Here is a 23,239-nt window from a genome sequence, read left to right on the forward strand (position 1 = left end):
GGACGGCGATTTTCGAATTTCTCCCTAGCGGCGGTGACAGCGGTGAAGACTGCCACAATCGCCGGTTCGTTTCAGCAATCGCATCTCCGCGGGCCGCGTTAGCGTTCTCCCCCTCGCTGCGGATGTTGTCCTTCGCAATCTCGCGATGGCACAACGCTGCGGAATTCACGGAGAAACGCTGAATGACTCGATTGCATTACGCGATGTCGCACCACGCGCATCTACCGGCCGCCAATGCACACCATCCAAGACGGGGCATCGCTCGCCCCGCATTCGTCGACGACTGGCGGGCCGGTCTGTCGGTGCCCCGTCGTCGCGCTGTCCAGACGCAGACGCCCCTGCGTTCGGCCCCGCAACCACTGCGGGCCGAACCCGTCGCTCGCGCAGCGGCAGGCGCAACGCGCCGCGAGATCCCCAATGCGGCCTTCGCGCTGGGCTTGCTCGCGGTGGTCTGTACGACAGGCGTGGCGGTCGCGGCCGTCGCTCCCGGGGCATCGGTTGCCGGGCCACGGTCGATCGGCCGCAGAGAGGTTCGTATCGAGCCGGGTCCGACCGCGGCGCCGATAGCGTTGCCGCATTCTGACGCGGTGTCCGGCATTCACGCGCTGCTGCGCGTGTGGCCCTACCGCCCCGACGGCGGTGGCGTGATGGCGCAGTGCCTGCCGACACCGCACGCCAGATCGCTCGGTCGCCCGCCGGCGCCGGCCGACAGCCGCGAGGCCCTGAGAGCGGGGCTGGAAGCGTACCGTGGGGATATCCAGTGCGCCATCGTCGCGCTGATCCGGGAATCCGTTGCCGCGTCGGACGCGCAAACGCGTGCGGCATTTGCCGATGCCGAGGTCCTGCGCCCAACGCACAAGTCGATGATCGTCGAGCGCGCGGGGCGGTCGGGTTTGCCGCCGAGGCGGATCGCCTACGAGGCCTCTCACGCGATTTCGCTGCACTTGAGGGCCGAGGACGGCATCTGGCGCGAGTTTGCGCTCTCGCTCGCGCACGACGCCCCCGCGCTCATCACACCGTTGCATAACCTCGGTTCGTCCAGCGGCATGGGTGAGAGAGGCCTCGCCGAAACCTATGGGCCGCTGTTCTGGGGCGAGCGCTGGTCGTCGATCGAGTCCCGGATCGGCGAAGGTGACAAGGTGCGGTTCGTGCAGGCCATCGCGGGCGCCACTGTCTCGGCGGGGTGGCCGCATCCCGATTCGTCGGTCCTGGATTCGCCGGACATGGAGGAAATCGCCGAGCTGCTGATCGACACTGTCGTGAAGCGTGCCCCTCGCGATCGCCGCCGGGTCTCGGACGCGCACGTCGAGACCCGCTCGCGTCGGCACGCCGCAGCCGACATCGGCGGGCCTGCCACATTGGCCTCTCGCCTGACGATCTCCGGGCTTGAATGTTTGGCCGCCATGGTGCGCGCCGATACGCTCCATCAGGACGCCATCGCGCTGCTCCAGCACCTTTGGCCGGACAAGCCCTTGGAAGCCTCCACTCAGGCTACGCCGACGCAACCCCTGTTGCCTCGCTTCATCAAGCACGAGCCGTTCGACGGTCCTCTGGGGCGAGGCGTGCAATGGTCGTTGCCGCCGAACGTCTACGTGGAATACCTCCCGGACCTGACGCAGAACGGCGTGAAGGTGTTCGACATCGATGGGGTGCTGTACGGCGCGACGGTGGCGCATACGCGCAAACACGCTTCCGACCTCCGGCCCCTTGACGACATCCGTCGCGAGCGCGGTTCGGAGGCGCTGTGCCGCATCTCGCGCGGCACGGGGATCGATATCGACGGCATGTGTCTCGAATGCCACTCAGAGCGCACGGATGAGGTCACGGTCACGGAGCAGGGCGCAACTCTGACGCAGCATCAGGCGTTGGACGCGTCGCCGCTCGTGCGCCTGCGTGTCGCCGTGTATTCCCGTCCGTTTCAAGCGGAGGATGGCAGCCATGTGTTCTTTGCCTTCGGGCGTCTTGGGCGTTTGGACGAGCATGACGTGCCGCACGTCTCGCCGGACTCGCCACTCGTCGATCCGTCCGTGTATACGCCGGAACTGGACGGCGAATTGTCCTTCTATGAGCAGTCGACGACGGAGGGTCCGGTCGGGGGGCGTCGTGTGCGCCTGACCCTCGGCGACATGCGCATCGCTGCCCCGTTCGGGACCTATCGGGCGGGTGACGGCGCGTTGCACGGGGTGGTGCAACTGTCGCACGACGTCTACTACCGCTTCAGGTTGCCCGGGAGCGACGAAGCCGAATCGACGCGTCAGGTGCGTTTGCACTTGCGCTCGGCGAGGCATCGCGACATTCGCGCGTACCGCAGGGCGCAGCATCATCGTGCGACGGGCGAAAACGCGACGGTGTTGCCAACGATTGCCTACGGCGACGCGCGCACATTTCTGCAGTTGTATCTCAAGCTCTGGCAGCAGGCGCCGTCGCCGGCAGACGTCTGGCGCGGGCTCGAAGACATTTCACTGTCGGTGATCGAGGCGCGCCAGGCGATTCGCGACCTGACGCTGGCCATCGAACATCGGGTCGCCGCCTCCAGAACGCCGCCGGCGTCGCCCGGCGCCAGCGGCTTTTCTCAGCCCCCCGGAATCGATGCGTCGTTGATGCCGATGTTCAATCGCCTGTGGAACCACTGGCAGCACTACCCCGCGCAAGCCGAAGCGTTCATCAACGCGATTGCAAGAGACTTCGTCTCGCGTCCCGCCCCGCTGGCCGTATGGTCGCAGTTGCCGTTCGTCGGCGACGTGGAAACGACGCGCGATGTGCTGTCGATCTTCGAGACGCTGTTTCCCGGCATGTCGGGAATCCAGACGCTGGTTGGCGGTACGGCGCGCGCGGCACGCGATGTCGGCGACCGGATGCGCGAGGTTTCGGGCAACGCGAATATCGCGGTGGCGGAAGTCACGCTCGTCGACGGCACGAGAACGATCTACTACTGCCTGTCGGGGCTTCAGCGCACCAGACTGCGCACAAACACGCCGAGTGTACGCATCGTGGACGCGGGCCGGGCGTATGCACGGCGAGACCATAACGTCATCGCTCAACGCCGCAAGGCGACCCGCACGGGGCAGGACGTCATTTTCACCGAGCCACCCGAACTGCGTCTGGCAATGGCCGATGCGGACCTGCCAACAATCAACGCCGCCACGGGCGAGTCACAGTCTCGTACGCTCGACACCGAGCGGATGATTCTGGCGCAGATCTATGCGGATCATCCGCTGGGCGAAAACGTCGTCCGCTCGATCGTCCTGTGCTCGCGTCTGCCGTTTTGCGACTCGTGCGCCGTCAATCTCGCCATGGTCCCGTATCACTATCCCGACGCCGAGTTGCGCTTCTACTATGTGGCCCCATCGCCGCGCGATCGCCGAACACGCCCCAACGTCACGCCGGCACCCTTTGCGGTGACGGCGTCGGCCGCGGCGGCCGGGCAGGCGAGAACCCACGCGCATGCGCGCGACCCGGACGATCGGCACGCGCATTCCAGCCTGTAAGCGCGACGCTTGATCGATTTTCCAATATATTGACCGCTCACGGCGCCACTTCCGGCACCTGACGACTGCCCGGTCCGACGTCCGCCGATCGCGGCCGCGGCGGACCGGGTGCTGTGCCTCATGGCAAAGGAACCATGCCCGCATGACGGCACCTGATTCCCCTGCAGACGACCCCGCCATCGGGTTGGGCGGTGCGGCGCGAGATCTCTACCGCGCGCTCTGGCGCCACGCCCACGGCGTGCGGCTGCATTTGCTCGGCGCCGCCGGGCTGTTGTCGGCCGCACAGTTGTTGCGTCTGACCATGCCGTGGCTGGCGGCACAGGCGATTAATGCGCTGCAACAAGGCGACATGACGACGGCGGGCCGCTGGATCGTCTATCTGGTTGGTGTCTATCTGGTGTCGTGGCTGCTCCACGGGCCGGGCCGGATCCTGGAGCGCAACGTCGGGGTTCGCGTGCGTGTGCGGCTGGCCGATCAACTGTACGCGCGGATCGCCACCGCGCCGCTGGCATGGCGCGATGGCCGACACTCCGGCGAGTTGCAACACCGTGTGGTGCAATCCAGTCGCGCGCTGTCCGACTTTGCCCAGAATCAATTCGGCTATCTGCAAAGCGCCTTCAATTTTGTCGGGCCGCTGGTGGCGCTCGCGTTGCTGTCTCGCACCAGCGGTGTGATCGCCGTGACGGGCTATGTCGTCGTGGCCCTCATCATCCTGCGTTTCGACCGTGTGCTGATGCAGCTCGCGCGCGCCGAGAACGACGCCGAACGACGCTACGCCGCCGCGCTGCTCGACTTTGTCGGTAATGCGGGCACGGTGATCGGCCTGCGCCTGCAGGCGGCGTCTCGCAAAGTGCTGGGACGTCGCATCGAGACGGTGATGGCGCCGCTACGTCGCGCTGTCGTGGTGAACGAGGGCAAATGGTTCGCCGTCGATGTTCTCGGTATGGGGCTGACGTGGATCCTGGTCGTCGTCTACGTGTTGCAGTCGCGCCAGCCGGGGCAGGCGGTGTTGCTGGGCACGGTATTCATGATTTACCAATACGCACAGCAGGCGGCGACGGTGGTTGGCTCTATGGCGTCGAACTTCCAGAGCTTCGCCCGCATGCACACGGATTACGGCAGCGCCGAGCCGATATGGGCGGCGCCGGGCGATCCCGAAGCGATCGTCCCCGCTGTCGCGCCTGATGCGCCGTGGGACACACTGACATTGCGCGGCGTGTCGTGGCATTACGCCGACGATACGCGTGGCGGACTTCATAGCGTTGACCTCGTGCTCCGGCGCGGCGCCCACGTGGCGCTCGTCGGCCCGAGTGGCGGCGGCAAGAGCACGCTGTTGCGCACGCTCGCCGGTCTCTATCTCCCGCAGCACGGTCAATTGCTGCGCGACGGGGCGGCAACGCCGTGGGCCGATCTGCGCACGCTGGCCACGCTGATCCCGCAGGAAGCCGAGGTGTTCGAGGCGAGCGTGGAGGAGAACCTGACGTTCGGGGAGCCGGCCGACGCGTCTTCCGTGCAGGCGGCCGTGCATGCAGGGGCATTCGATGACGTCCTCCAGCATCTTCCCGATGGCCTGACCAGCACGCTCAACGAGCGCGGCGGCAACCTTTCGGGCGGTCAGCGACAACGGCTCGCGCTCGCGCGGGGCGCGCTGGCAGCGCAAGGGAGTTCGCTATTGCTGCTCGATGAACCGACCAGTGCGCTCGACCCGTTGGCCGAGTCACGGGTATTCGATCGCCTGTATGAAGCGTTCCCGAACGCCTGCATCGTCGCGTCGGTGCACCGGCCGAGTCTGCTCGAGCGATTCGACACCCTCGTGGTCATGGACGGGGGGCGCGTCGTCGACGCCGGCCCGCGCGACGAGGTGCTGGCCCGACGGACCTAGCTCGAACCGCTATATTGACAACGATATAGCGGATCACTCGCCCGTGGGGTCTGTCAACGCCAAGCCGAAACCCAGCGCTGCTTGTATAGCACTACAAGAAATATCGACGGGTGTTGAGCCAACGCAAACGTTCTGTGCGACGCACTTTACATGACGCAGGCGAAGGGGAATAATCGCCTCGTGTTCGAAGACCCGACTGCGCAGTCGTTGCCTTAAGCCGGCGGGAACCGCCCCCCAACACTTCGGAATCGTGTGGCGTTCCCGCTTTCGCTCGCCTGTCGGCGCCGTCTTGCGCCGGCTCATGCAAGGGAAACGCCATGAGTCATTTCGTTGACCGTCTTCGTTTTTTCACGTCTTCACGTCCCCAGTTCTCCGAGGGGCACGGCGCCACGACCGACGAAGATCGCAACTGGGAAGACGCTTACCGTCAACGCTGGCAATTCGACAAGATCGTGCGCTCGACGCACGGGGTCAATTGCACCGGGTCCTGCTCCTGGAAGGTGTATGTCAAAGGGGGCATCGTCACCTGGGAAACGCAGCAGACCGATTACCCCCGCACACGCCCCGACATGCCGAACCATGAGCCCCGCGGCTGCTCGCGCGGCGCATCGTACTCCTGGTATCTCTACAGCGCCAATCGTCTTAAGTATCCCCTCGTGCGCAGCGCACTCGTGTCGCGCTGGCGCGAAGCGCGCCGGTCGCTCGCGCCTGTCGAGGCATGGGCCTCCATCGTGGAGAACGAAGCGTCACGGCGTGCCTATCAGGCCCGTCGCGGTCTAGGTGGCTTTGTGCGTGCGTCGTGGGACGAGGTCAACGAGATCGTTGCCGCCGCCAATGTCTACACGGTCAAGCGCTATGGCCCGGATCGCGTCACCGGCTTTTCGCCGATTCCGGCGATGTCGATGGTGTCGTATGCCGCGGGCGCGCGTTATCTGTCGCTGATCGGCGGCGTCTGCCTGAGCTTCTACGACTGGTACTGCGATCTGCCGCCGGCCTCGCCGCAAACGTGGGGCGAGCAGACGGACGTGCCCGAATCGGCCGACTGGTACAACTCGACGTTCATTGTGATGTGGGGCTCGAACGTGCCGCAGACGCGCACGCCGGACGCGCACTTCATGACCGAGGTGCGCTACAAGGGCACCAAGATCGTGTCGATTTTCCCCGACTATGCGGAAGGGGCGAAGTTCGGTGACCTGTGGCTGCATCCGAAGCAGGGCACCGATGCCGCGCTGGCGCTCGCCATGGGACATGTGATCCTCAACGAGTTCCATCTGGCCGGCAAGAGCGATTACTTCATCGACTACTGCCGGCGCTTCACGGACATGCCGTGTCTCGTGCGAATGGTCAAACAGGGCGACGGCTACGTGCCGGAGCGCCAACTGCGCGCGGCCGACTTCGACGGCGCGCTGGGCCAGCCGCACAACGCCGACTGGAAGACGGTCGTGATCGATGAGCTGAGCGGTGATTTCGTCGCGCCGGTCGGCTCGATCGGTTATCGCTGGGCACAGGGCGACGACGCCAACCAGGGGAAGTGGAACCTGCGCGAAGAGGGCCCCGACGGCAAGGCCATCCAGCCGTGCCTCACGCTGGTGAAGGGCCACGACGAGGTCGTGCCCGTGCTCTTTCCCTATTTCGGCAACCAGCCGCACGCGCATTTCACCTGCACGTCGCACGCGTCGGTGCAGCGCCGCAATGTCGGTGTGCGCCGCATCCAGACCACCGAAGGCGAAGTGTTGGTCGCGACCGTCTATGATCTGTTCATCGCGAACTATGGGCTTAATCAGGGCTTGGGGGGCGAGCACATCGCCCATACCTACGACGACGATGTGCCCTACACCCCGGCGTGGCAGGAAGCGATCACCGGCGTCAAGCGGGAAGACGTGATTTCGGTGGCCCGCCAGTTCGCCGAGAATGCGCACAAGACGCAGGGCAAGTCGATGGTCATCATCGGGGCCGGCATCAATCACTGGTTCCACATGGATATGTCGTACCGCGCGATCATCAATATGCTGGTGATGTGCGGATGCATCGGGAAATCCGGCGGCGGCTGGTCGCACTATGTCGGCCAGGAAAAGCTCCGCCCGCAAACGGGCTGGACGCCGCTGGCGTTTGGGCTCGACTGGCACCGCCCGCCGCGCCAGATGAACGCGACCTCGTACTTCTATGCGCACACGGACCAGTGGCGTTACGACAACAGCGATCCGTCGGGTCTGCTCTCGCCGCTGGCGGACAAGACCCCGTTCCACGGACGGCCCATCGATTACAACGTGCGCGCCGAGCGCATGGGCTGGCTGCCGACGGCGCCTCAACTGCAAACCAATCCGCTCGACGTCGGCCGCTCGCTGCCCGACCCGTCGAAGGCCGGGCAGTATGTGGCGAACGCCCTCAAGGACGGCACGCTGCGCATGGCGTGTACCGACCCGGATCACCCCGACAACTTCCCGCGCAATCTGTTCGTGTGGCGCTCGAATCTGCTCGGGTCGTCAGGCAAGGGCCACGAGTACTTCCTGAAGCACCTGCTGGGCACCACGCACGGCGTGCAGGGCGAAGACATCGGCAAGAGCCACGGCGCGCGTCCGGAAGAAGTCAAATGGCGCGACGAAGCGCCCAAGGGGAAACTTGATCTGCTCGTGACGCTGGACTTCCGGATGTCCACCACGTGCATGTACTCCGACATCGTGCTGCCCACCGCCACGTGGTACGAGAAGGACGATCTGAACACGTCCGACATGCATCCGTTTATTCACCCGCTCTCGGCCGCCGTCGATCCGGCGTGGCAGGCGCGCAGCGACTGGGAGATATTCAAGGGCATCGCGAAGCGCTTCTCCGAACTGTGCGACGGCCATCTCGGCGACGAGACGGACGTGGTGCTCGCGCCCATCGCCCACGATGCGCCCGGCGAACTCGCGCAGCCGTATGAGGTGAAGGACTGGGGCGCGGGGCAGTGCGACCCGGTGCCGGGCAAGACCGCGCAAGGCGTGGTCGTGGTCAAGCGCGACTATCCGAACACCTACCGGAAATTCACCTCGCTCGGCCCGTTGATGGATTCGCTCGGCAACGGCGGCAAGGGCATTCAGTGGGAGACGCACGAGGAGATCGACCTGCTCGGGCAGCTTAACTACAAGGTCTCGGAGGCCGGGGTGTCGAACGGCAGGCCGCGCATCGAGTCGGCGCTCGACGCCGCCGAGGTCATTCTCACGCTTGCGCCCGAGACCAACGGCGAGGTGGCCGTGAGGGCGTGGCAGGCACTCACGAAAGTGACTGGGCTGTCACACAAGCATCTTGCCGAAGCCCGCGCCGACGAGAAGATCCGCTTCCGAGATATTCAGGCGCAGCCGCGCAAGATCATTTCGTCGCCCACCTGGAGCGGGATCGAGTCGGAGCACGTGTCGTACAACGCCGGTTACGTCAACGTCCATGAACTGGTGCCTTGGCGCACGCTGAGCGGACGCCAGCAGCTCTACCAGGACCATCCGTGGATGCGAGCGTTCGGCGAATCGCTGTGCGTCTACAAGCCGCCCATCGACACAGGCAGCTATGCGCACATGCTCGGCCAGCGCAGCAACGGCAATCCCGAAAAGGTGCTCAACTTCCTCACGCCACACCAGAAGTGGGGCATCCACAGCACCTACACCGACAACTTGCTGATGCTGACCATGTCGCGCGGCGGACCGATCGTATGGATGTCGGAGGCCGACGCGCGCGAGTTGGACATCGTGGACAACGACTGGATCGAGTGCTTCAACGCGAACGGGGCGTTGTGCGCCCGTGCCGTGGTGAGTCAGCGGATTCCAAGCGGGGCCGTGATGATGTACCACGCGCAGGAGAAGATCGTGAATACGCCAGGCTCGGAGATCACCGGTACGCGCGGCGGCATTCACAATTCGGTCACGCGCATCAGCGTCAAGCCGACCCATATGATCGGCGGGTACGCCCAGCTTTCGTACGGCTTCAACTACTACGGCACCGTCGGCTCGAACCGCGACGAGTTCCTGGTAGTGCGCAAGATGAATCGTATCGACTGGCTCGACGATACCGCCGACCAGATGCTCGTGCCCCCGACCGGAGAACGCCAATGAAAGTGCGCGCGCAGATTGCCATGGTGCTCAATCTGGACAAGTGCATCGGCTGCCATACCTGTTCGATTACGTGCAAGAACGTCTGGACGAGCCGCGAAGGCATGGAGTACGCCTGGTTCAACAACGTCGAGACCAAGCCGGGCATCGGCTATCCGAAAGACTGGGAGAACCAGAAACGCTGGCGCGGCGGCTGGACGCGCAAGGCCAACGGTAAGCTCGAACCGCTGCAGGGCGGCAAGCTCAAGCTGCTCGCCAGTATCTTCGCCAATCCGCATCTGCCGGAGATCGACGATTACTACGAGCCGTTCACATTCGACTACGGGCATCTGCAAACGGCCTCGGATGCGAAAGCCATGCCGGTGGCACGCCCACGCTCGCTGGTCACCGGCGAGCGCATGGAGAAGATCGAGTGGGGACCGAACTGGGAAGAAATTCTCGGGGGCGAGTTCGCCAAGCGCTCGCAGGACTACAACTTCGAAGCGGTGCAGAAGGATATCTACGGCCAGTTCGAGAACACCTTCATGATGTACCTGCCGCGCCTTTGCGAGCACTGCCTGAATCCGGCCTGTGTCGCATCGTGCCCGTCCGGCTCGATCTACAAACGCGAGGAGGACGGCATCGTTCTCGTCGATCAGGACAAGTGCCGCGGCTGGCGCATGTGCGTGTCGGGTTGCCCGTACAAGAAGATCTACTACAACTGGCACAGTGGCAAGGCCGAGAAGTGCATCTTCTGCTACCCGCGCATCGAAGCCGGGCAGCCGACCGTTTGCTCGGAGACGTGCGTGGGTCGCATTCGCTATCTCGGTGTGCTGCTCTATGACGCGGACCGCATCAGCGAGGCGGCCGGCGTTGCCGACGAGAAAGACCTGTACGCGTCGCAGTTGTCGGTCTTTCTGGACCCTAACGATCCGGCGGTGATCGCGCAGGCAAGGCTCGACGGCGTGCCTGACGCGTGGATCGAAGGCGCCAAGGCGTCGCCCGTCTACAAGATGGCGGTCGACTGGCGCATCGCGTTCCCGTTGCACCCGGAATATCGCACGCTGCCGATGGTCTGGTATGTGCCGCCGCTCTCGCCGATCAACGCCGCGGCCAACAGCGGCGATCTCGGCATGAACGGCGCGCTGCCCGACGTGGAGTCGCTGCGCATTCCGCTGCGCTATCTCGCGAACTTGCTGACCGCCGGCGACGAAGCCCCGGTGAAGCTGGCCCTTGAGCGTCTGCTCGCCATGCGCGCGTTCATGCGCGCACGGCACGTCGATGGCGTGCAGGCAGACGACGTGTTGGCGCAAGCAGGACTGAGCGTCGCCCAGGTCGAGTCGATGTACCGGTATCTGGCGATTGCCAACTATGAGGACCGGTTCGTGATCCCGACCGCCCACCGCGAATATGCCGAAAACACGTTCGACATGCACGGCGAATGTGGCTTCTCGTTCGGCAACGGATGCTCGTCGGGCAACGATACGGGCAACCTGTTCAACCCGGTCAAGAAGAACAAGCGGACCATTCCGATTCAGGAGATTTGAGATGTCCGCCTCCGATACCCCCCTCGGCTTGCAGTGCCGCCTGCTCGGCGCACTGCTGCATTACCCGGACGACGAAGTGGCCCTCGCGTTGCCCGAGATCGAGCAGACGTTGCTGGGCAGTCCGCGCATTGGCGGCGCCGCACGACGTGAGCTCGACGCGTTCTTCGCCCACTGGCGCGAGCGCGATCTGCTCACGTTGCAGGAGAACTACGTGGCGCAGTTCGACCGTGGCCGCGCAACGTCGCTCTACCTGTTCGAGCACGTCTACGGCGAGTCGCGCGATCGCGGTCAAGCGATGGTCGACCTCATGCAGACGTACGAGCGCAGCGGCATCTATCTGGCGCCCGGCGAGTTACCCGACTATCTGCCGGCGTTTCTCGAGTACGTCGGGGTCCTGCCGGAATCGGAAGGCTTGGCGCGTCTCAAGGATATCGAACATCTCTTGCAGGCCATCGATGTCGGGCTCTCCAAACGCGGATCGCCCTATGCCGGACTCACGCGCGCGCTGCTCTGGCTGAGCGGTACGACCACGGTGCAACGCGAGACGCAGCCGCCGCCCGAACACGTCGACGACGCCTCGCATATTCCCCGTGCGGCGGACTACGACGCCATCGACGCCAGCTATCAGGATGCCCCGGTGCGCTTCGTGGGCGCGGGGCATCCGAGCGGGCAGGGTAATACCGTCGGTGAACCGATTCAGTTCCATGCGCGCCGTCCTGGGCGCTGAGTTCGGAAAGCAAGGAGTGTGACCATGCAAGCTTTCTTTCATCAGTTTCTGTTTGGCATCTATCCGTACATTTGCCTGACGGTGCTGCTCATCGGCAGCCTGATCCGCTTCGACCGCGAGCAGTATTCGTGGAAGAGCGATTCGTCGCAATTGCTCAAGCACGGCATGCTGCGCCTGGGCAGCAATATGTTTCACTGGGGCGTGCTGGTCGTCGTGGCCGGGCATTTCGCCGGGTTTCTGGCGCCACACTGGCTCGTTTCGCCGTTCCTGAACGCGTCGCAGCACCAGTTGATCGCGATGGTCGGTGGCGGGGCCGCGGGCGTGGTCGCCATCATTGGCCTGACGATCCTCATCGCCCGTCGCATCGGCACGCCGCGCGTGCGCGCCACGAGCCGCACGTGGGACATCGTCATCGTGTTCATGCTCTGGATTCAACTCGCGCTCGGACTCGGCACGGTGTTGCTCTCCATGCGGCACATGGACGGCGCGATGTTCGAGCAACTGACCGATTACGTGAAAGGCGTCGTGACATTCCAGCCGGGCGTGGCGACCTTGCTTGAAGGGGTGCCACTGACCTATCGCGCGCATATCGCGCTCGGCTTCACGATCTTCCTGGTGTCGCCCTTCACGCGCATGGTGCACATCTGGAGCGGTCTGGCGTCCGTGGTCTATCTGATCCGCCCGTATCAATTGGTGCGCAAGCGCTGAGGCGCGGCGTTAATTTTTGCTTGTGAACGACGAAAAGCGTCGAATAACGTCCCTACGGCCAAGGACCCTCAACATGCAAACCTTGTTGGCAGACGCCCGCGCGCCGCTGCGCGTGAACGGTGTCGAGATTCTATCAAGCGCCATCGACGAGGCCGTGGCAGAACTTGCCGATGCGCCGATCTCCGGCGCCGATCCGACGGCCGACGCCGAGGCGATGGCCCGCTACGCGCTAGCGATCCGCGAGTTGTTGCGCCAGCGTGCCGTCGAGCTGGGGCTGCCCATCGACGCCGACCGGCCCGATGCGATGGCCGATGCGGTGTTCGCGAAGGAAGTCGCGACGCCCGTGGCCACTGCCGAGGAATCGCGTCGCTATTACGAGCAGCATCGTGATCGCTTCACCAGCGGCGAACTGGTGCACGCGAGCCATATCCTGTTCGGTGTGACCGGACGGGCACCGCTCGCGCTGGTGCGCGGCAAGGCGGAAGAGACGCTCAACGCGATCCTGCAAGCGCCCGACCAGTTTGAAACGATGGCGGCGGAGCGGTCGAACTGTCCGTCCGCGCAGGTGGGCGGGAGTCTTGGCCAGCTCGAGCGCACGAGCTGCGTGCCGGAGTTCGCGCAAGGCATTTTCGGTTCGGACGAGATCGGCGTTCTGCCGCGGCTGATCAAAACCCGCTTCGGCTTTCATCTGGTTCGGATCGATCACCGGGTGCCGGGTGCGCTGATTCCGTTCGAGGCCGTTCAGGACGACATCGCCATGATGCTCACGGAGCAGGTGCGCCTGCGCGCCACGCGTCAGTACGTGCAACTGCTGGCCGCGCAAGCCGACTTGGAAGGCGTGACATTTGCGAGCGCCGACGGGCCGCTTGTGCAATAAGGGAGAGGGGATGGATACCGCACGCGTTGCTGCATCGCCATCGGTTGCCGGCAATCTGCCCGCGCCGGGCGCCAAGGCGTACTCGGTGTTGTTCGCGAGTACGTTCGCGTTTCTCGTTTGTTTCGTGGTCTGGATGATGTTCGGCGTGCTGGGCATCCAGTTGCGCGAAGACCTTGGCCTGAACAGCACGGAATTCGGTTTGCTCACGGCGACACCGGTGCTGACCGGCGCGGTGATGCGCCTGCCGCTCGGCATCTGGACGGACCGCTTTGGCGGGCGCCTCGTGATGACCGTGTTGCTGGTGACGTGCGCGATTCCCGTGTATGTCGTCAGCTACGCGACGCAGCTGTGGCAATTCCTCGTCATCGGGCTATTTCTTGGGTGCGTGGGCGCGTCGTTCGCTGTGGGTACCCCCTATGTCGCTCGCTTCTTCCCGCCGGCCAGGCGCGGATTCGCGATGGGTTTTTTCGGGGCGGGCACGGCAGGGGCGGCCGTCAACCTGTTCATCACGCCGAGCTTGGAGGCGGCGTACGGCTGGCGTGCGGTCCCACGCATCTATGCGGTCGTGCTGCTCGTCACGGCAGTGATCTTCTGGCTGGCGTCCGCGCCAGACCCGGGCGCGGGGAAGAAGGGCGGATCGATTCTGGCGTCGTTCAAGGTGCTGAGCAATGCGCGCGTATGGCGGCTGTGCCAGTACTACTCGATTACCTTCGGCGGTTTCACGGCGTTGTCGCTGTGGATTCCCCAGTATCTCAAGGCCGAATACGGCATGACGGTGGTGATGGCCGCGGCGGTGGCGGCAGGTTTTTCGCTGCCGGGGTCGGTACTGCGGGCGGTCGGTGGCGTGCTCGCCGACAAGTTCGGCGCGCACGCGGTCACGTGGTGGTGCCTGTGGGTAGCTTGGATGTGCCTGTTCCTGCTGTCGTACCCGAAGACCGATTTCGTGATCTACACGATCCAGGGACCGCAAACGTTCCACATCAGCGTGTCGGTGGTGGGGTTCGTGATGCTCGCGTTCGTGCTGGGCGCGGTGTTCGCGTTCGGGATGGCCTCGACGTTCAAATACGTGGCGGACGAGTTTCCCGAGAATATGGGCGTGGTGACCGGTATCGTGGGGTTGGCCGGTGGCCTGGGCGGGTTCCTGCTGCCGATTCTGTTCGGCGCGCTGCTCGACGTCGTCAAGATTCGCTCGAGTTGCTTCATGCTCCTTTATGGCGTCGTGTGGGTCTCGCTGATCGTGATTTATATTTCTGAAGTGCGACGCGCGCGGGTGATGTAGTCGGGCCCGGGCAGCGTTCGTGGGCGACTGGAGCGGCTATCTATACAATTCACCTCCATAAGAAGATGAGAGGTATGGAGCGATGGATAGTGTAGAGAACGTGCGAGCGTTCCTCGCGGTGGCCGACATGGGCAGCTTCACTGCGGCCGCGCGCAGGCTCGACGTGTCGGCGCCGGTAGTGACCAAGCGGGTCGGTGCGCTGGAAAAAGAGCTCAAGGTGCTGCTTTTCCAGCGCACCACGCGCAGCCTCGCGCTGACGGCCTCGGGGCGCGACATGATGGGTGCCGCGCGCGACTTCCTGGCCGCCTACGAGCGCCTGTCCGAACGCGCCGTGGTCGATGAACGCTCGCTCGGCGGGCGTTTGCGCGTCAAGGCGCCTGCATCGTTCACTAACCACTTCCTCGGCAGGCTGCTGAACGCGTTCTTCCTGTCTCATCCCAAAGCCAGCATCGAGCTGCAACTGGCGAACCGCGCCGTCGACCCCGTGCTCGAGAACTTCGATTTCGTGATCACCGGCCTGCCCGTGACCTACGAGGGCGTCGAAGAATTCCCCCTGTGTCCGTTCAAGCGCCACGTCTACGCGTCGCCCGATTATCTGGCGCGCCATGGCACCCCCGAGCATCCGTCCGACTTGCCCGGCCACCGCTGCCTGCTCTACTCGTATCAGAACACCGTGCGCACGTGGACGTTTACCGACGCGCGTGCCGGCGACATCCAGGTCACTGTCGACGGCGGCTTCGCGACCAACGACATCGACGCCATGCACAATGCCTGCGTCGACGGCATGGGCGTGGCGATCCTGCCGCGCTATCGGGCGCGCGACAGCGTTCTGGCTGGCAGCCTGGTGCAGATCCTTCGAGGGTTCGGACTGCCAGACTACTGGATCAAGGTGTTGCGTCCAGCGAACCATCACAACCCCAAACTGTTCCATGCGCTGCTGGATTTCCTCGTCGAAGGACTGTCGAGGCTGAAGGCGCAAGGGACCGACCTGTGAGCCTCGCCGCCGCGTCGCTTGCCTTGCCCTGAGGGCGCTGCGCGATTATTTCCAAATCGCGTGTTCTGAACTTCCACTCCGCTGCTATGTCTGCGCGCCCCGTTCGGCCATGATCTGGCCGTCCGGTGTACGGCATGCCCGATGCCCGGCGCCATCCGACAAAAAATAAGAGATACAGGAGACAACCTTGAAGCACTGGATCGCTTGTCTGCCGCTCGCGGCATGCTCGCTGAGCGCGTTTGCGCAAAGCAACGTCACACTCTACGGCGCGGTCGACGCCGCCATGACCTACGTGAACAACACTGGCGGCAGCGCCGCCTGGCAGGCCGCCAGTGGCGGGCGCGCCGGCGACAAGTTCGGCTTGCGGGGTGTCGAAAACCTTGGGGGTGGTCTGTCGGCCATCTTCACGCTCGAAGCCGGCTTCAACATCATGAACGGCACCGCGCAACCGGCCAACACGTTGTTCGGACGTCAGGCCTTCGTCGGCCTGTCCGACGCGCGACTCGGTACGCTGACCATCGGTCATCAGTACTCGATGACAAACGACTACTTCGTACCGCTGTCCACCTCGTTCATGTTTGCCGGGGGACTTGGGGCGACGTTGGGCGACATCGACGGCTCGTGGAATTACAACAAGATCAATAACGTCGTCAAATACGAGAGCCAGACCTACGATGGTCTGAAATTCAGCACGATGGTCTCGTTCGGGAATGCGGCGGGCGATTTCGCCAAAGACCGGACGTACGGCGCCGGCGCCTCGTACACGAACGGTGGCCTGTTGATCAGCGGTGCGTACATGAACATGCGCACCCCCGGCACGTCGATCTTCGGCGCGGCGAGTGCGGCGCAGCCGGGTGCCGCCTATAGCAACCCGGTCACCAACCCGATCTTCCAGAACTACGTCACGGCCACGAGCCAGCAGGTCGTCGGCGGTGGGGCGAAATACACGTGGGGTCGTTCGCAGGTCTCGGCCATGTACGAGAACGTGCGCTTTCTCGACATCGTGCGCACTGCATCCAACCCATCGGCACCACCCGACGCCGTCTTCAACAACTATCAGATCAACTACGGCTACAACCTCTCGGCGAACACAATGGCTGGCGTGGGTTATCAGTACAGCTTCGCGCCGGGCGGGCATTATCAGTCCGTCGAAGGCGGGGCCGCCTACAATTTCTCCAAGACCGCCTACGTTTACGGAATTCTCGTCTGGCAGCACGCGAGCGGGCGAGATTCAACGGGCAAGGCCGCCGTGGCCGACATCTTCGGGTTGAACGCGTCGACAACCCCCAACCAATTGGCCGTGCGCGTTGGATTGCGCAAGCTGTTCTGACCATATCGACGGGACCTGAACTCGCATGCCAAACACTACTCACCTCCCCAACGCCCATTCGGCGCTCGATCTTCAGTCGTTCCTCGATGGACGCCGAATGTCGCGGCTGCAGTGGCGCGTTGTCGCCCTGTGCTTTCTGATTGTCGCCATTGACGGCATCGACATCGGACTGGCGGCTTACATCGCGCCTTCCGTGCGGCGCGAATGGGGCCTTTCGGTGGCGCAACTCTCACCGATCTTCCTGTCGGCGCTGCTCGGCATGATGGCCGGCTCGCTGGTGTTCGGACCGCTGGCGGACCGGCGCGGTCGCCGGTTCGTGCTGCTCGCGTCGGTCGCCACCTTCGGCCTGGCGACGTTGGCGACACTGTTCGCAACGAACGTTACCGAACTGTCGATCCTGCGCTTCGTCGCCGGCGCGGGCATCGGGGGAGCTTCGCCTGCCGCCGTCACGCTCACGGCCGAGTACGCGTCGGGCAAGCGCAAGCTGTCCATCATCACCCTGATGATGTGCGGCAACTCGATGGGGTCCGCCTTCGGCGGCGTGGTGGCCTCGCAGATCATCGAGCGGCACGGCTGGCATGCCATGGTGCTCGTGGGTGGGGTGTTGCCGCTGTTGTTGTTGCCGGTCTTGTGGGCGCTGCTGCCCGAGTCAATGCGTTTTCTCGCGCTGCGCCGCCCGCATGAGCAGGAGCGCCTCCGCGCGCTTGGACGCCGAATCGCGCCCAATGACGTGACGTTGCAGACGACCTTCGTCGCCCTCGAGACGAAGCCGAGCCGCTCGCCGGTGCGCGAGTTGCTGGTGGCGCCTTATGCGCGCGGCACGTTGCTGTTGTGGGCGGCCTTCTTCATGGGACTGTCGGTGCTGTACTTGATGGCAAGCTGGCTGCCGACCATCATCACCAACGCCGGTGGCTCCATGCGCAACGCGGCACTCATCACCGCGCTGTGGTCTATCGGCGGTACGACCGGCGGGTTGCTGCTGGGACGCGTCATGGACAGCGCCAAGCCGACACGCGTGCTGGGCGTGGCCTATGCCGTGGCCTTCGTCACCGTGATTTGTGTCGGCCAGACATTCGGCAAAGTTGCCGTGCTAGCGCCGCTCGTGTACCTGGCGGGTGTCTGCATCAGTGGCACGCAGGTTGGCCTCAACGGCCTTGCGGCGACGTATTACCCAACGGCGAACCGCGCCACGGGCGTGGCCTGGGCGACGGGCATCGGTCGCTTCGGCTCGATGCTGGGCTCCAGCATCGGCGGTGTATTGCTCGGCTCAGGCATGGCGTACCCCGTGCTGTTCCTGATCGTCGGTATTCCCGCCTTGCTTGCCGCCTGCTGCATGTTTGCGATGCCACCGCTCCGGCGCGAGCCGGTACCGGTGCTGACGCCCGTAACGCCCGTAACGCGCTGAACGCGCTGCCCTTTATTGACAACTGGACAAACGACTCATGGTATTTCCCGGCCCGGCGTTTCTGGCGCTCTGGAATGACGTTGCGCCCCAGCATGCGCAGGAATACAACCGCTGGCACATGCGCGAGCATGTGCCGGAACGCGTCGGCATCGACGGCTTCATCGAAGGGCGACGCTACCGGCACGCTGCGTCGGGGCAACGGGAATATTTCACCGCCTATGGCGTGACGGCTCCCGAAGTCTTCGAGTCGCAAGCCTATCTGAACGTGATCGATGCGCCGACACCGTGGTCTGCCAATATGCGCGACACGCTGACCCACGTTCTGCGGGCGCCGTGCCGCACACTCGGCTCGGCGGGAAGCGGCACCGGGGGGGCGCTCGCGTGCGTCCGAATTCGCGCCGTGGCACCGGCGGCACCCGCCGTAGCCGAGTTGACGACCGCCTGCGCCGCGCTCGACGGCGCGGTCGCCGCCCACCTGGGCGCGGTCTTCGCGGCGCAGCCGAGTGCGTTCGCTCGCTGGACGGCGTCTGAGATGCCTACGCACGTCCTGCTCGTCGAGACGGAAGACCTGCAGGCTGCAGGCACCTTGAGCGCGGCGATTCGTGCCTTGGTGAACGACGCGCTGTCGGTCTCGGCGCCTCCCACCGCCGACGTGTATTCACTGATTTTTGCGATTGGTCACGCAGATGTCGACGACTCGCTACGCCGCGCCCGCTGACGCGCCGTCGGCAGTGGCAATGGCAATGAACGATGATTTCCGGAGTTCCTCTATGAAAGCCCTGCAAAAAGCGACCGCCGCCTTCGGTCTTGAGTGGCGCGATGTTCCCGAACCCGAACAGCCAAGCGCGCAAGAGGTCATTGTCGACGTGACCGCCGCTGGAATCTGCGGCAGCGACGTTCACATCTACGACTGGTCGGGTGGCTACGATTTCCTGCGAGGCGCGTTCCCGGTGACGCTCGGCCACGAATTCGCGGGCCGCGTCGCAACGCTCGGTGCCGACGTCCACACGCTGCGCGTCGGCGATGCCGTCTTCGTCATCCCCTCTGTCGAATGCGGCGGCTGCGAGCACTGCGTCGCCGGTCGCCTCGATGATTGCCGCGACCGTCGGGGCATCGGCATGCTGCGCGACGGTGCCTTTGCGCCGCGCGTACGGGTGCCGGCCGCCAATTGCCTGACGTTCCCGGCGGAGATGGATGCGGGTGTCGCATCGCTCGCGGAGCCCTTGTCCATTGGGCTGTCGGCGGTCAAGACGGCGGAAGTGAGTGCAGGTGAGCGCGTGCTGGTGATGGGCCCCGGGACGATCGGTCAGGCGATCGCGGTGCTGGCGAAGGCCCGCGGCGCACAGGTGGCGATCGTCGGACATAACGACGCCGAGCGCCTCGCAACGGCGCGCGCGCTCGGCATCGACGCGACACTGGATCTCGACGGTGCGCAAGAAGGCGCCATGCGCGCGATGTTGGGCAGCAGCGAATACGACGTCGTGATCGAAGCGACGGGGGTCGGCGCGGCGGTGCAGGCCGGGCTCGATGTGCTGCGTCCGTCGGGCATATTTGTCGTGTGCGGGATTCACGGCAAGCCCATCAGCTTCGACGGCGCGAAGCTGGTACGGATGCGCCATCAGATTCGTGGGACCTACCGTGCGTCACGCGCGACCTGGCAAGAGGTGCGCGACTTCCTTATCGCGAATCATGCCTCGCTGGCACCGATGGTCACGCACCGGCTACCGCTCGCGCAAGCGGTCGAGGGATTCGAGATGGCGCGCCGGAAGATCGGATCCAAGATCGTGCTCGTTCCCTGACGCAGGGCGGCCTGAGTGCGCGACGTCGTCGCGCGTGCGACCGTGATTCGGGCACGCTAGCCATCCCGAGACGGCGGACACTCCATGCCCCAGCGGAAATGGCCGCTGCGCAACAAGACCGGCGCGCCGAGGCAGAGTCCGAGGTAGCGCTCGGTCATTTTCTCGATGGCCGGTCGATTCGCTCGGAATGCGGCCATCAGATCGTCGACGTTGCACGATTTCGCGCCAAAGTGATCCTCCAGCGCCTCGGCGGAGATGGCACACAATACACGCTTGTGGTTAAGATCGGCCGCGAACTCGATCGTCAGGTCGTCGCCGTTATAGGCCGGCGCGACGTGCGGAAACTCAATCTTCATGACCCAACTCCTCGGATGCGCGCGGGCTGCGATGGCGATCGTCGGACGCGCCGGTCGCGGCGGGTGTGTGGCCAGGAATGGCTTCGTCTCCCTCCAGGTAAGCCTGTTCCATCGGTTCCACGACATGGCAAGGCCAGCCGAGGCGCTCCGCAATCCGCCGGCGAAGGCTATCGGACGCGGCCGGCTCGCCATGATTGAGAAAGATGTGCCGGACCGGTTTGTCGAATTTCGAAAGCCAGGCGAGCGTCTCCTGGTAGTCGGCGTGAGCGGACAGCGTGTCGAGTTGCACGACTTCGGCGCCCACGTGAACGTACTCGCCAAAAATCTTGACTTCGCCGCCGCCGACCAGGGTCGCGCCGCGGGTGCCGGGCGCCTGGAAGCCAGTAAAGAGCACGGTGTTGCGCCAGTCGCCTGCCATCGCCTTGAGGTGGTGCAGCACGCGCCCCCCGGTGGCCATGCCGCTGCCCGCAATGATGACCAGGGGGACGGCGCGGGTATCGAGCCATTTCGACTGCTCGACACCGGTGACGAACGTCGCCGCGCCGCACATCTCCGCGCATTCGACATGATTCAAGCGATGATCGGTCTGATGGGCCGAGTAAGTCTTCGTGACGTTGATCGCCATGGGGCTGTCGAGATAGACCGGCACGTCCGGAATGCCACCGGACGCCTTCTGCTTCGCAATCCAGTAAAGCAGGCTCTGCACACGACCAACGGCAAACGCCGGCACGATCACGGTGCCCCCCCGGGCGAACGTTCGGTTCAGAATTTCCGCCAGTTGCGCGCCGGGATCGGTCCGGTCGTGCAGCCGATCCCCATACGTCGACTCCAACACCAGGAAATCCGGTGACTCGGGGACTGCCGGGGGCAGCATGATCGGATCGTCCTGCCGTCCCAGATCGCCTGAAAACAGCAACTTCCGGGTACCGACATTGAACTGCGCCATCGCCGCGCCCAGAATATGGCCGGCATGCCAGAAGTGCAGCGTGATCTCGGGGGACACTTGAAACGGCGTATCAAATGGCAGCGGCTTGAGCAGCGCGATCGCACGGTGTGCGTCTTCAGCGGTGAACAGCGGGAGCGCAGGCTGGTGTTTCGACTTTCCGTGACGGTTCACGAACGCCGCCTGTTCCTCCTCGAGTCGCGCACTGTCGAGCAGCAGAATCTCACATAAATCGCGGGTGGCGGACGTGCAATAGACCGGACCTTTGTAACCGTACCGCGCGAGCACAGGCAGGTAGCCGCTGTGGTCGATATGGGCGTGCGTGAGTACCACGGCGTCGAGTCGCTCGACGTCGAACGCGGGCGCCGCCCAGTTGCGAGCGCGCAAATTCTTCACACCCTGAAAGGCGCCGCAGTCGATCAGAACTTGCCTGCCGGCGGCCGAAAGCAGGGTCTTGGAACCGGTCACGGTGCCGGCGGCCCCCAAGAAGCGCAACTGCATGAACACACCTCGCACATTGGCCGGGCGGCAACACGGCGCCCGGTATTGGCAGAATAGTCCTCCGGCGCCGGATCCTCCTCCGACGTGGCCGTGGACGTTGATGTGTATCAAGGACCGTGTTCGCGTTCGCTCACCGTTCGCTTAACTGCCGCTACCGTGTAATCGTCACGATGGCAGACGGTTGACTCGACCCGCGCGCGAACCTCGCTGCTACCGCGTTTTTCGCGCTCGCTGTTCCCCGACCTGTCGTCGAGTTCACCGGTTGACGCTACTGAGGACGACGCAATGTCTCATCGAATACTACTTGCCACGGACGGTAGCGAGACGTCTTGGCGCGCCTTGCATGAAGCCATCCGATTCGCGATGCCCGACGACGTCGTTCGGGCAGTAAATGTGATCGACGACCCTTTCGCCCACTATCAGGCCGCGTTCGCTTCCCATATCGATCTCGAAGCGGTCCGCGACGCCTTGATTTCCGAGAACCAGCAGACGTTGAGCGATACCTACAAGACGCTGCGTGAAGAAGGGATCCAGGCCGACACACGCTCCATCGATCTGCGCGCATGGGGCGGCACGATTGCCGACGCCATCATTCGGGAAGCCGAGCGGTGGCATGCCGATCTCCTGGTGCTCGGCACGCACGGACGCAAGGGCGTGCGGCGGCTCTTGATGGGCAGCGTTGCCGAGCAAGTGCTTCGGCAAACGCATCGACCGGTCATGTTGGTGACCGGGCCCGCCCCATCGCCGCAGGGCCCGTCCACGGCCGCAACCGACGCCGAGCAGGGGTGAGATCATGTTGAAACGCATTCTGGTCGCCATCGACGGCAGCCCCACGTCGGATAAGGCTTTTGATTATGCGCTGGCGCTCGCCAAGGCGCGCAACGCTCACCTGCATGTCGTGTTTGTCGTGGACATTCCAGTGGCCTACGTAGCCGATGCCGATCCGTTTCCGTTTATCGAAGCGATGCGGCTGCAGGGCAAAGCGATTCGCGATACGGCCACCCAGCGGCTCAAGGGGGACGGCGTTGACGGTGACGTAGAGATCCGGGAACTCCTGCCGCTCGGGGGCGATGTCGCGCACCAGATCAACGTGGCGGCCGACGAAGACCAGGCCGATGTGATCGTCATCGGCACGCACGGCCGGCGCGGTGTTCAACGTATGGCGTTGGGGAGTGTGGCGGAGAACTGCGCGAGACAGGCGCAGCGCCCTGTCATCCTCATTCCGCCGACGGCGGCCGAGGCGGGCAATGCGGTGTCGTGAGACTTCGGTCGCGCCTGGCGAGGTCGCACGGGCATCATTGCGCGAGGCAATGTGCGCAAACGAGCCGAGCGTGTAAAATCGGCCAGA

General features: G+C 64.5%; 17 protein-coding genes. 15 read left to right on the plus strand and 2 right to left on the minus strand.

What is annotated here, in order from left to right; genetic code table 11:
* Nucleotides 1–182 precede the first annotated feature (182 nt).
* The 13 genes from PCE31106_RS22445 (at nt 183) to PCE31106_RS22505 (ending at nt 20,091) form a co-directional block, all read left to right on the plus strand.
* The gene (locus tag PCE31106_RS22445) at nt 183–3,488 is read left to right on the plus strand and encodes a deaminase domain-containing protein (protein WP_150564733.1); all 3,306 of its coding nucleotides are present in this window, start codon (nt 183–185) and stop codon (nt 3,486–3,488) included.
* A gap of 142 nt (nt 3,489–3,630) precedes the next feature.
* Complete coding sequence (locus PCE31106_RS22450; RefSeq protein WP_150564734.1) at nt 3,631–5,370, plus strand: ATP-binding cassette domain-containing protein; 1,740 nt, start codon at nt 3,631–3,633, stop codon at nt 5,368–5,370.
* Nucleotides 5,371–5,687: 317 nt separating this feature from the next.
* A complete protein-coding gene (locus PCE31106_RS22455; protein WP_150564735.1) occupies nt 5,688–9,449 on the plus strand; it encodes a nitrate reductase subunit alpha in 3,762 nt (1,253 codons plus the stop codon).
* Nucleotides 9,446–10,972 (plus strand): nitrate reductase subunit beta, encoded by a 1,527-nt coding sequence (gene narH, locus PCE31106_RS22460; protein ID WP_150549898.1) that lies wholly within the window; start codon nt 9,446–9,448, stop codon nt 10,970–10,972. Before PCE31106_RS22455 ends, narH begins: the two co-directional genes overlap by 4 nt.
* 1 nt (nt 10,973) lies before the next feature.
* Nucleotides 10,974–11,699, plus strand: coding sequence for a nitrate reductase molybdenum cofactor assembly chaperone (gene narJ, locus PCE31106_RS22465; RefSeq protein WP_150564736.1), 726 nt, complete (start codon nt 10,974–10,976; stop codon nt 11,697–11,699).
* Nucleotides 11,700–11,723: 24 nt separating this feature from the next.
* Nucleotides 11,724–12,407 (plus strand): respiratory nitrate reductase subunit gamma, encoded by a 684-nt coding sequence (narI, locus tag PCE31106_RS22470; protein ID WP_150549896.1) that lies wholly within the window; start codon nt 11,724–11,726, stop codon nt 12,405–12,407.
* A gap of 73 nt (nt 12,408–12,480) precedes the next feature.
* The gene (locus PCE31106_RS22475) at nt 12,481–13,284 is read left to right on the plus strand and encodes a peptidylprolyl isomerase (protein ID WP_150564737.1); all 804 of its coding nucleotides are present in this window, start codon (nt 12,481–12,483) and stop codon (nt 13,282–13,284) included.
* Between the two features lie 10 nt (nt 13,285–13,294).
* The gene (locus PCE31106_RS22480) at nt 13,295–14,563 is read left to right on the plus strand and encodes an MFS transporter (protein ID WP_254441270.1); all 1,269 of its coding nucleotides are present in this window, start codon (nt 13,295–13,297) and stop codon (nt 14,561–14,563) included.
* A gap of 82 nt (nt 14,564–14,645) precedes the next feature.
* Complete coding sequence (locus PCE31106_RS22485) at nt 14,646–15,557, plus strand: LysR family transcriptional regulator (RefSeq protein ID WP_150564738.1); 912 nt, start codon at nt 14,646–14,648, stop codon at nt 15,555–15,557.
* Between the two features lie 187 nt (nt 15,558–15,744).
* Nucleotides 15,745–16,887 (plus strand): porin, encoded by a 1,143-nt coding sequence (locus PCE31106_RS22490; protein ID WP_174975392.1) that lies wholly within the window; start codon nt 15,745–15,747, stop codon nt 16,885–16,887.
* Between the two features lie 25 nt (nt 16,888–16,912).
* Entirely contained in the window at nt 16,913–18,292 is a 1,380-nt protein-coding gene (locus PCE31106_RS22495; protein WP_150564740.1) for an MFS transporter, read from the plus strand.
* 37 nt (nt 18,293–18,329) lie between these two features.
* Entirely contained in the window at nt 18,330–19,010 is a 681-nt protein-coding gene (locus tag PCE31106_RS22500) for a DUF4286 family protein (protein ID WP_150549891.1), read from the plus strand.
* Between the two features lie 52 nt (nt 19,011–19,062).
* Complete coding sequence (locus PCE31106_RS22505; RefSeq protein ID WP_150564741.1) at nt 19,063–20,091, plus strand: zinc-dependent alcohol dehydrogenase; 1,029 nt, start codon at nt 19,063–19,065, stop codon at nt 20,089–20,091.
* A 56-nt stretch (nt 20,092–20,147) separates the two neighbouring features.
* On the opposite strand, the gene PCE31106_RS22510 is transcribed toward PCE31106_RS22505, so the two are convergent.
* Both PCE31106_RS22510 and PCE31106_RS22515 read right to left on the minus strand, forming a co-directional pair.
* A complete protein-coding gene (locus PCE31106_RS22510) occupies nt 20,148–20,447 on the minus strand; it encodes a DUF1488 family protein (RefSeq protein WP_017234428.1) in 300 nt (99 codons plus the stop codon).
* Nucleotides 20,437–21,891: an MBL fold metallo-hydrolase RNA specificity domain-containing protein gene (locus PCE31106_RS22515; RefSeq protein WP_150564742.1), complete on the minus strand. Its 1,455-nt coding sequence runs from the start codon at nt 21,889–21,891 to the stop codon at nt 20,437–20,439. Before PCE31106_RS22515 ends, PCE31106_RS22510 begins: the two co-directional genes overlap by 11 nt.
* Nucleotides 21,892–22,176: 285 nt before the next feature.
* Between PCE31106_RS22515 and PCE31106_RS22520 the strand changes: the two genes are divergently transcribed.
* Entirely contained in the window at nt 22,177–22,680 is a 504-nt protein-coding gene (locus tag PCE31106_RS22520; RefSeq protein ID WP_150549888.1) for a universal stress protein, read from the plus strand.
* Nucleotides 22,681–22,684: 4 nt separating this feature from the next.
* Entirely contained in the window at nt 22,685–23,152 is a 468-nt protein-coding gene (locus tag PCE31106_RS22525; RefSeq protein ID WP_150564743.1) for a universal stress protein, read from the plus strand.
* Nucleotides 23,153–23,239: the final 87 nt, after the last annotated feature.

The sequence above is a fragment of the Pandoraea cepalis genome (assembly GCF_902459665.1).
GTDB lineage: Bacteria > Pseudomonadota > Gammaproteobacteria > Burkholderiales > Burkholderiaceae > Pandoraea > Pandoraea cepalis.

Bases quoted from the DNA above. Each gene is read 5' to 3' on its own strand.
- PCE31106_RS22485 (WP_150564738.1), top strand. From the start codon at position 14,646: ATGGATAGTGTAGAGAACGTGCGAGCGTTCCTCGCGGTGGCCGACATG.
- PCE31106_RS22455 (WP_150564735.1), top strand. From the start codon at position 5,688: ATGAGTCATTTCGTTGACCGTCTTCGTTTTTTCACGTCTTCACGTCCC.
- PCE31106_RS22525 (WP_150564743.1), top strand. From the start codon at position 22,685: ATGTTGAAACGCATTCTGGTCGCCATCGACGGCAGCCCCACGTCGGAT.
- narH (WP_150549898.1), top strand. From the start codon at position 9,446: ATGAAAGTGCGCGCGCAGATTGCCATGGTGCTCAATCTGGACAAGTGC.
- PCE31106_RS22500 (WP_150549891.1), top strand. From the start codon at position 18,330: ATGGTATTTCCCGGCCCGGCGTTTCTGGCGCTCTGGAATGACGTTGCG.
- narI (WP_150549896.1), top strand. From the start codon at position 11,724: ATGCAAGCTTTCTTTCATCAGTTTCTGTTTGGCATCTATCCGTACATT.
- PCE31106_RS22515 (WP_150564742.1), bottom strand. From the start codon at position 21,891: ATGCAGTTGCGCTTCTTGGGGGCCGCCGGCACCGTGACCGGTTCCAAG.
- narJ (WP_150564736.1), top strand. From the start codon at position 10,974: ATGTCCGCCTCCGATACCCCCCTCGGCTTGCAGTGCCGCCTGCTCGGC.
- PCE31106_RS22505 (WP_150564741.1), top strand. From the start codon at position 19,063: ATGAAAGCCCTGCAAAAAGCGACCGCCGCCTTCGGTCTTGAGTGGCGC.
- PCE31106_RS22450 (WP_150564734.1), top strand. From the start codon at position 3,631: ATGACGGCACCTGATTCCCCTGCAGACGACCCCGCCATCGGGTTGGGC.
- PCE31106_RS22445 (WP_150564733.1), top strand. From the start codon at position 183: ATGACTCGATTGCATTACGCGATGTCGCACCACGCGCATCTACCGGCC.
- PCE31106_RS22510 (WP_017234428.1), bottom strand. From the start codon at position 20,447: ATGAAGATTGAGTTTCCGCACGTCGCGCCGGCCTATAACGGCGACGAC.
- PCE31106_RS22475 (WP_150564737.1), top strand. From the start codon at position 12,481: ATGCAAACCTTGTTGGCAGACGCCCGCGCGCCGCTGCGCGTGAACGGT.
- PCE31106_RS22495 (WP_150564740.1), top strand. From the start codon at position 16,913: ATGCCAAACACTACTCACCTCCCCAACGCCCATTCGGCGCTCGATCTT.
- PCE31106_RS22480 (WP_254441270.1), top strand. From the start codon at position 13,295: ATGGATACCGCACGCGTTGCTGCATCGCCATCGGTTGCCGGCAATCTG.
- PCE31106_RS22520 (WP_150549888.1), top strand. From the start codon at position 22,177: ATGTCTCATCGAATACTACTTGCCACGGACGGTAGCGAGACGTCTTGG.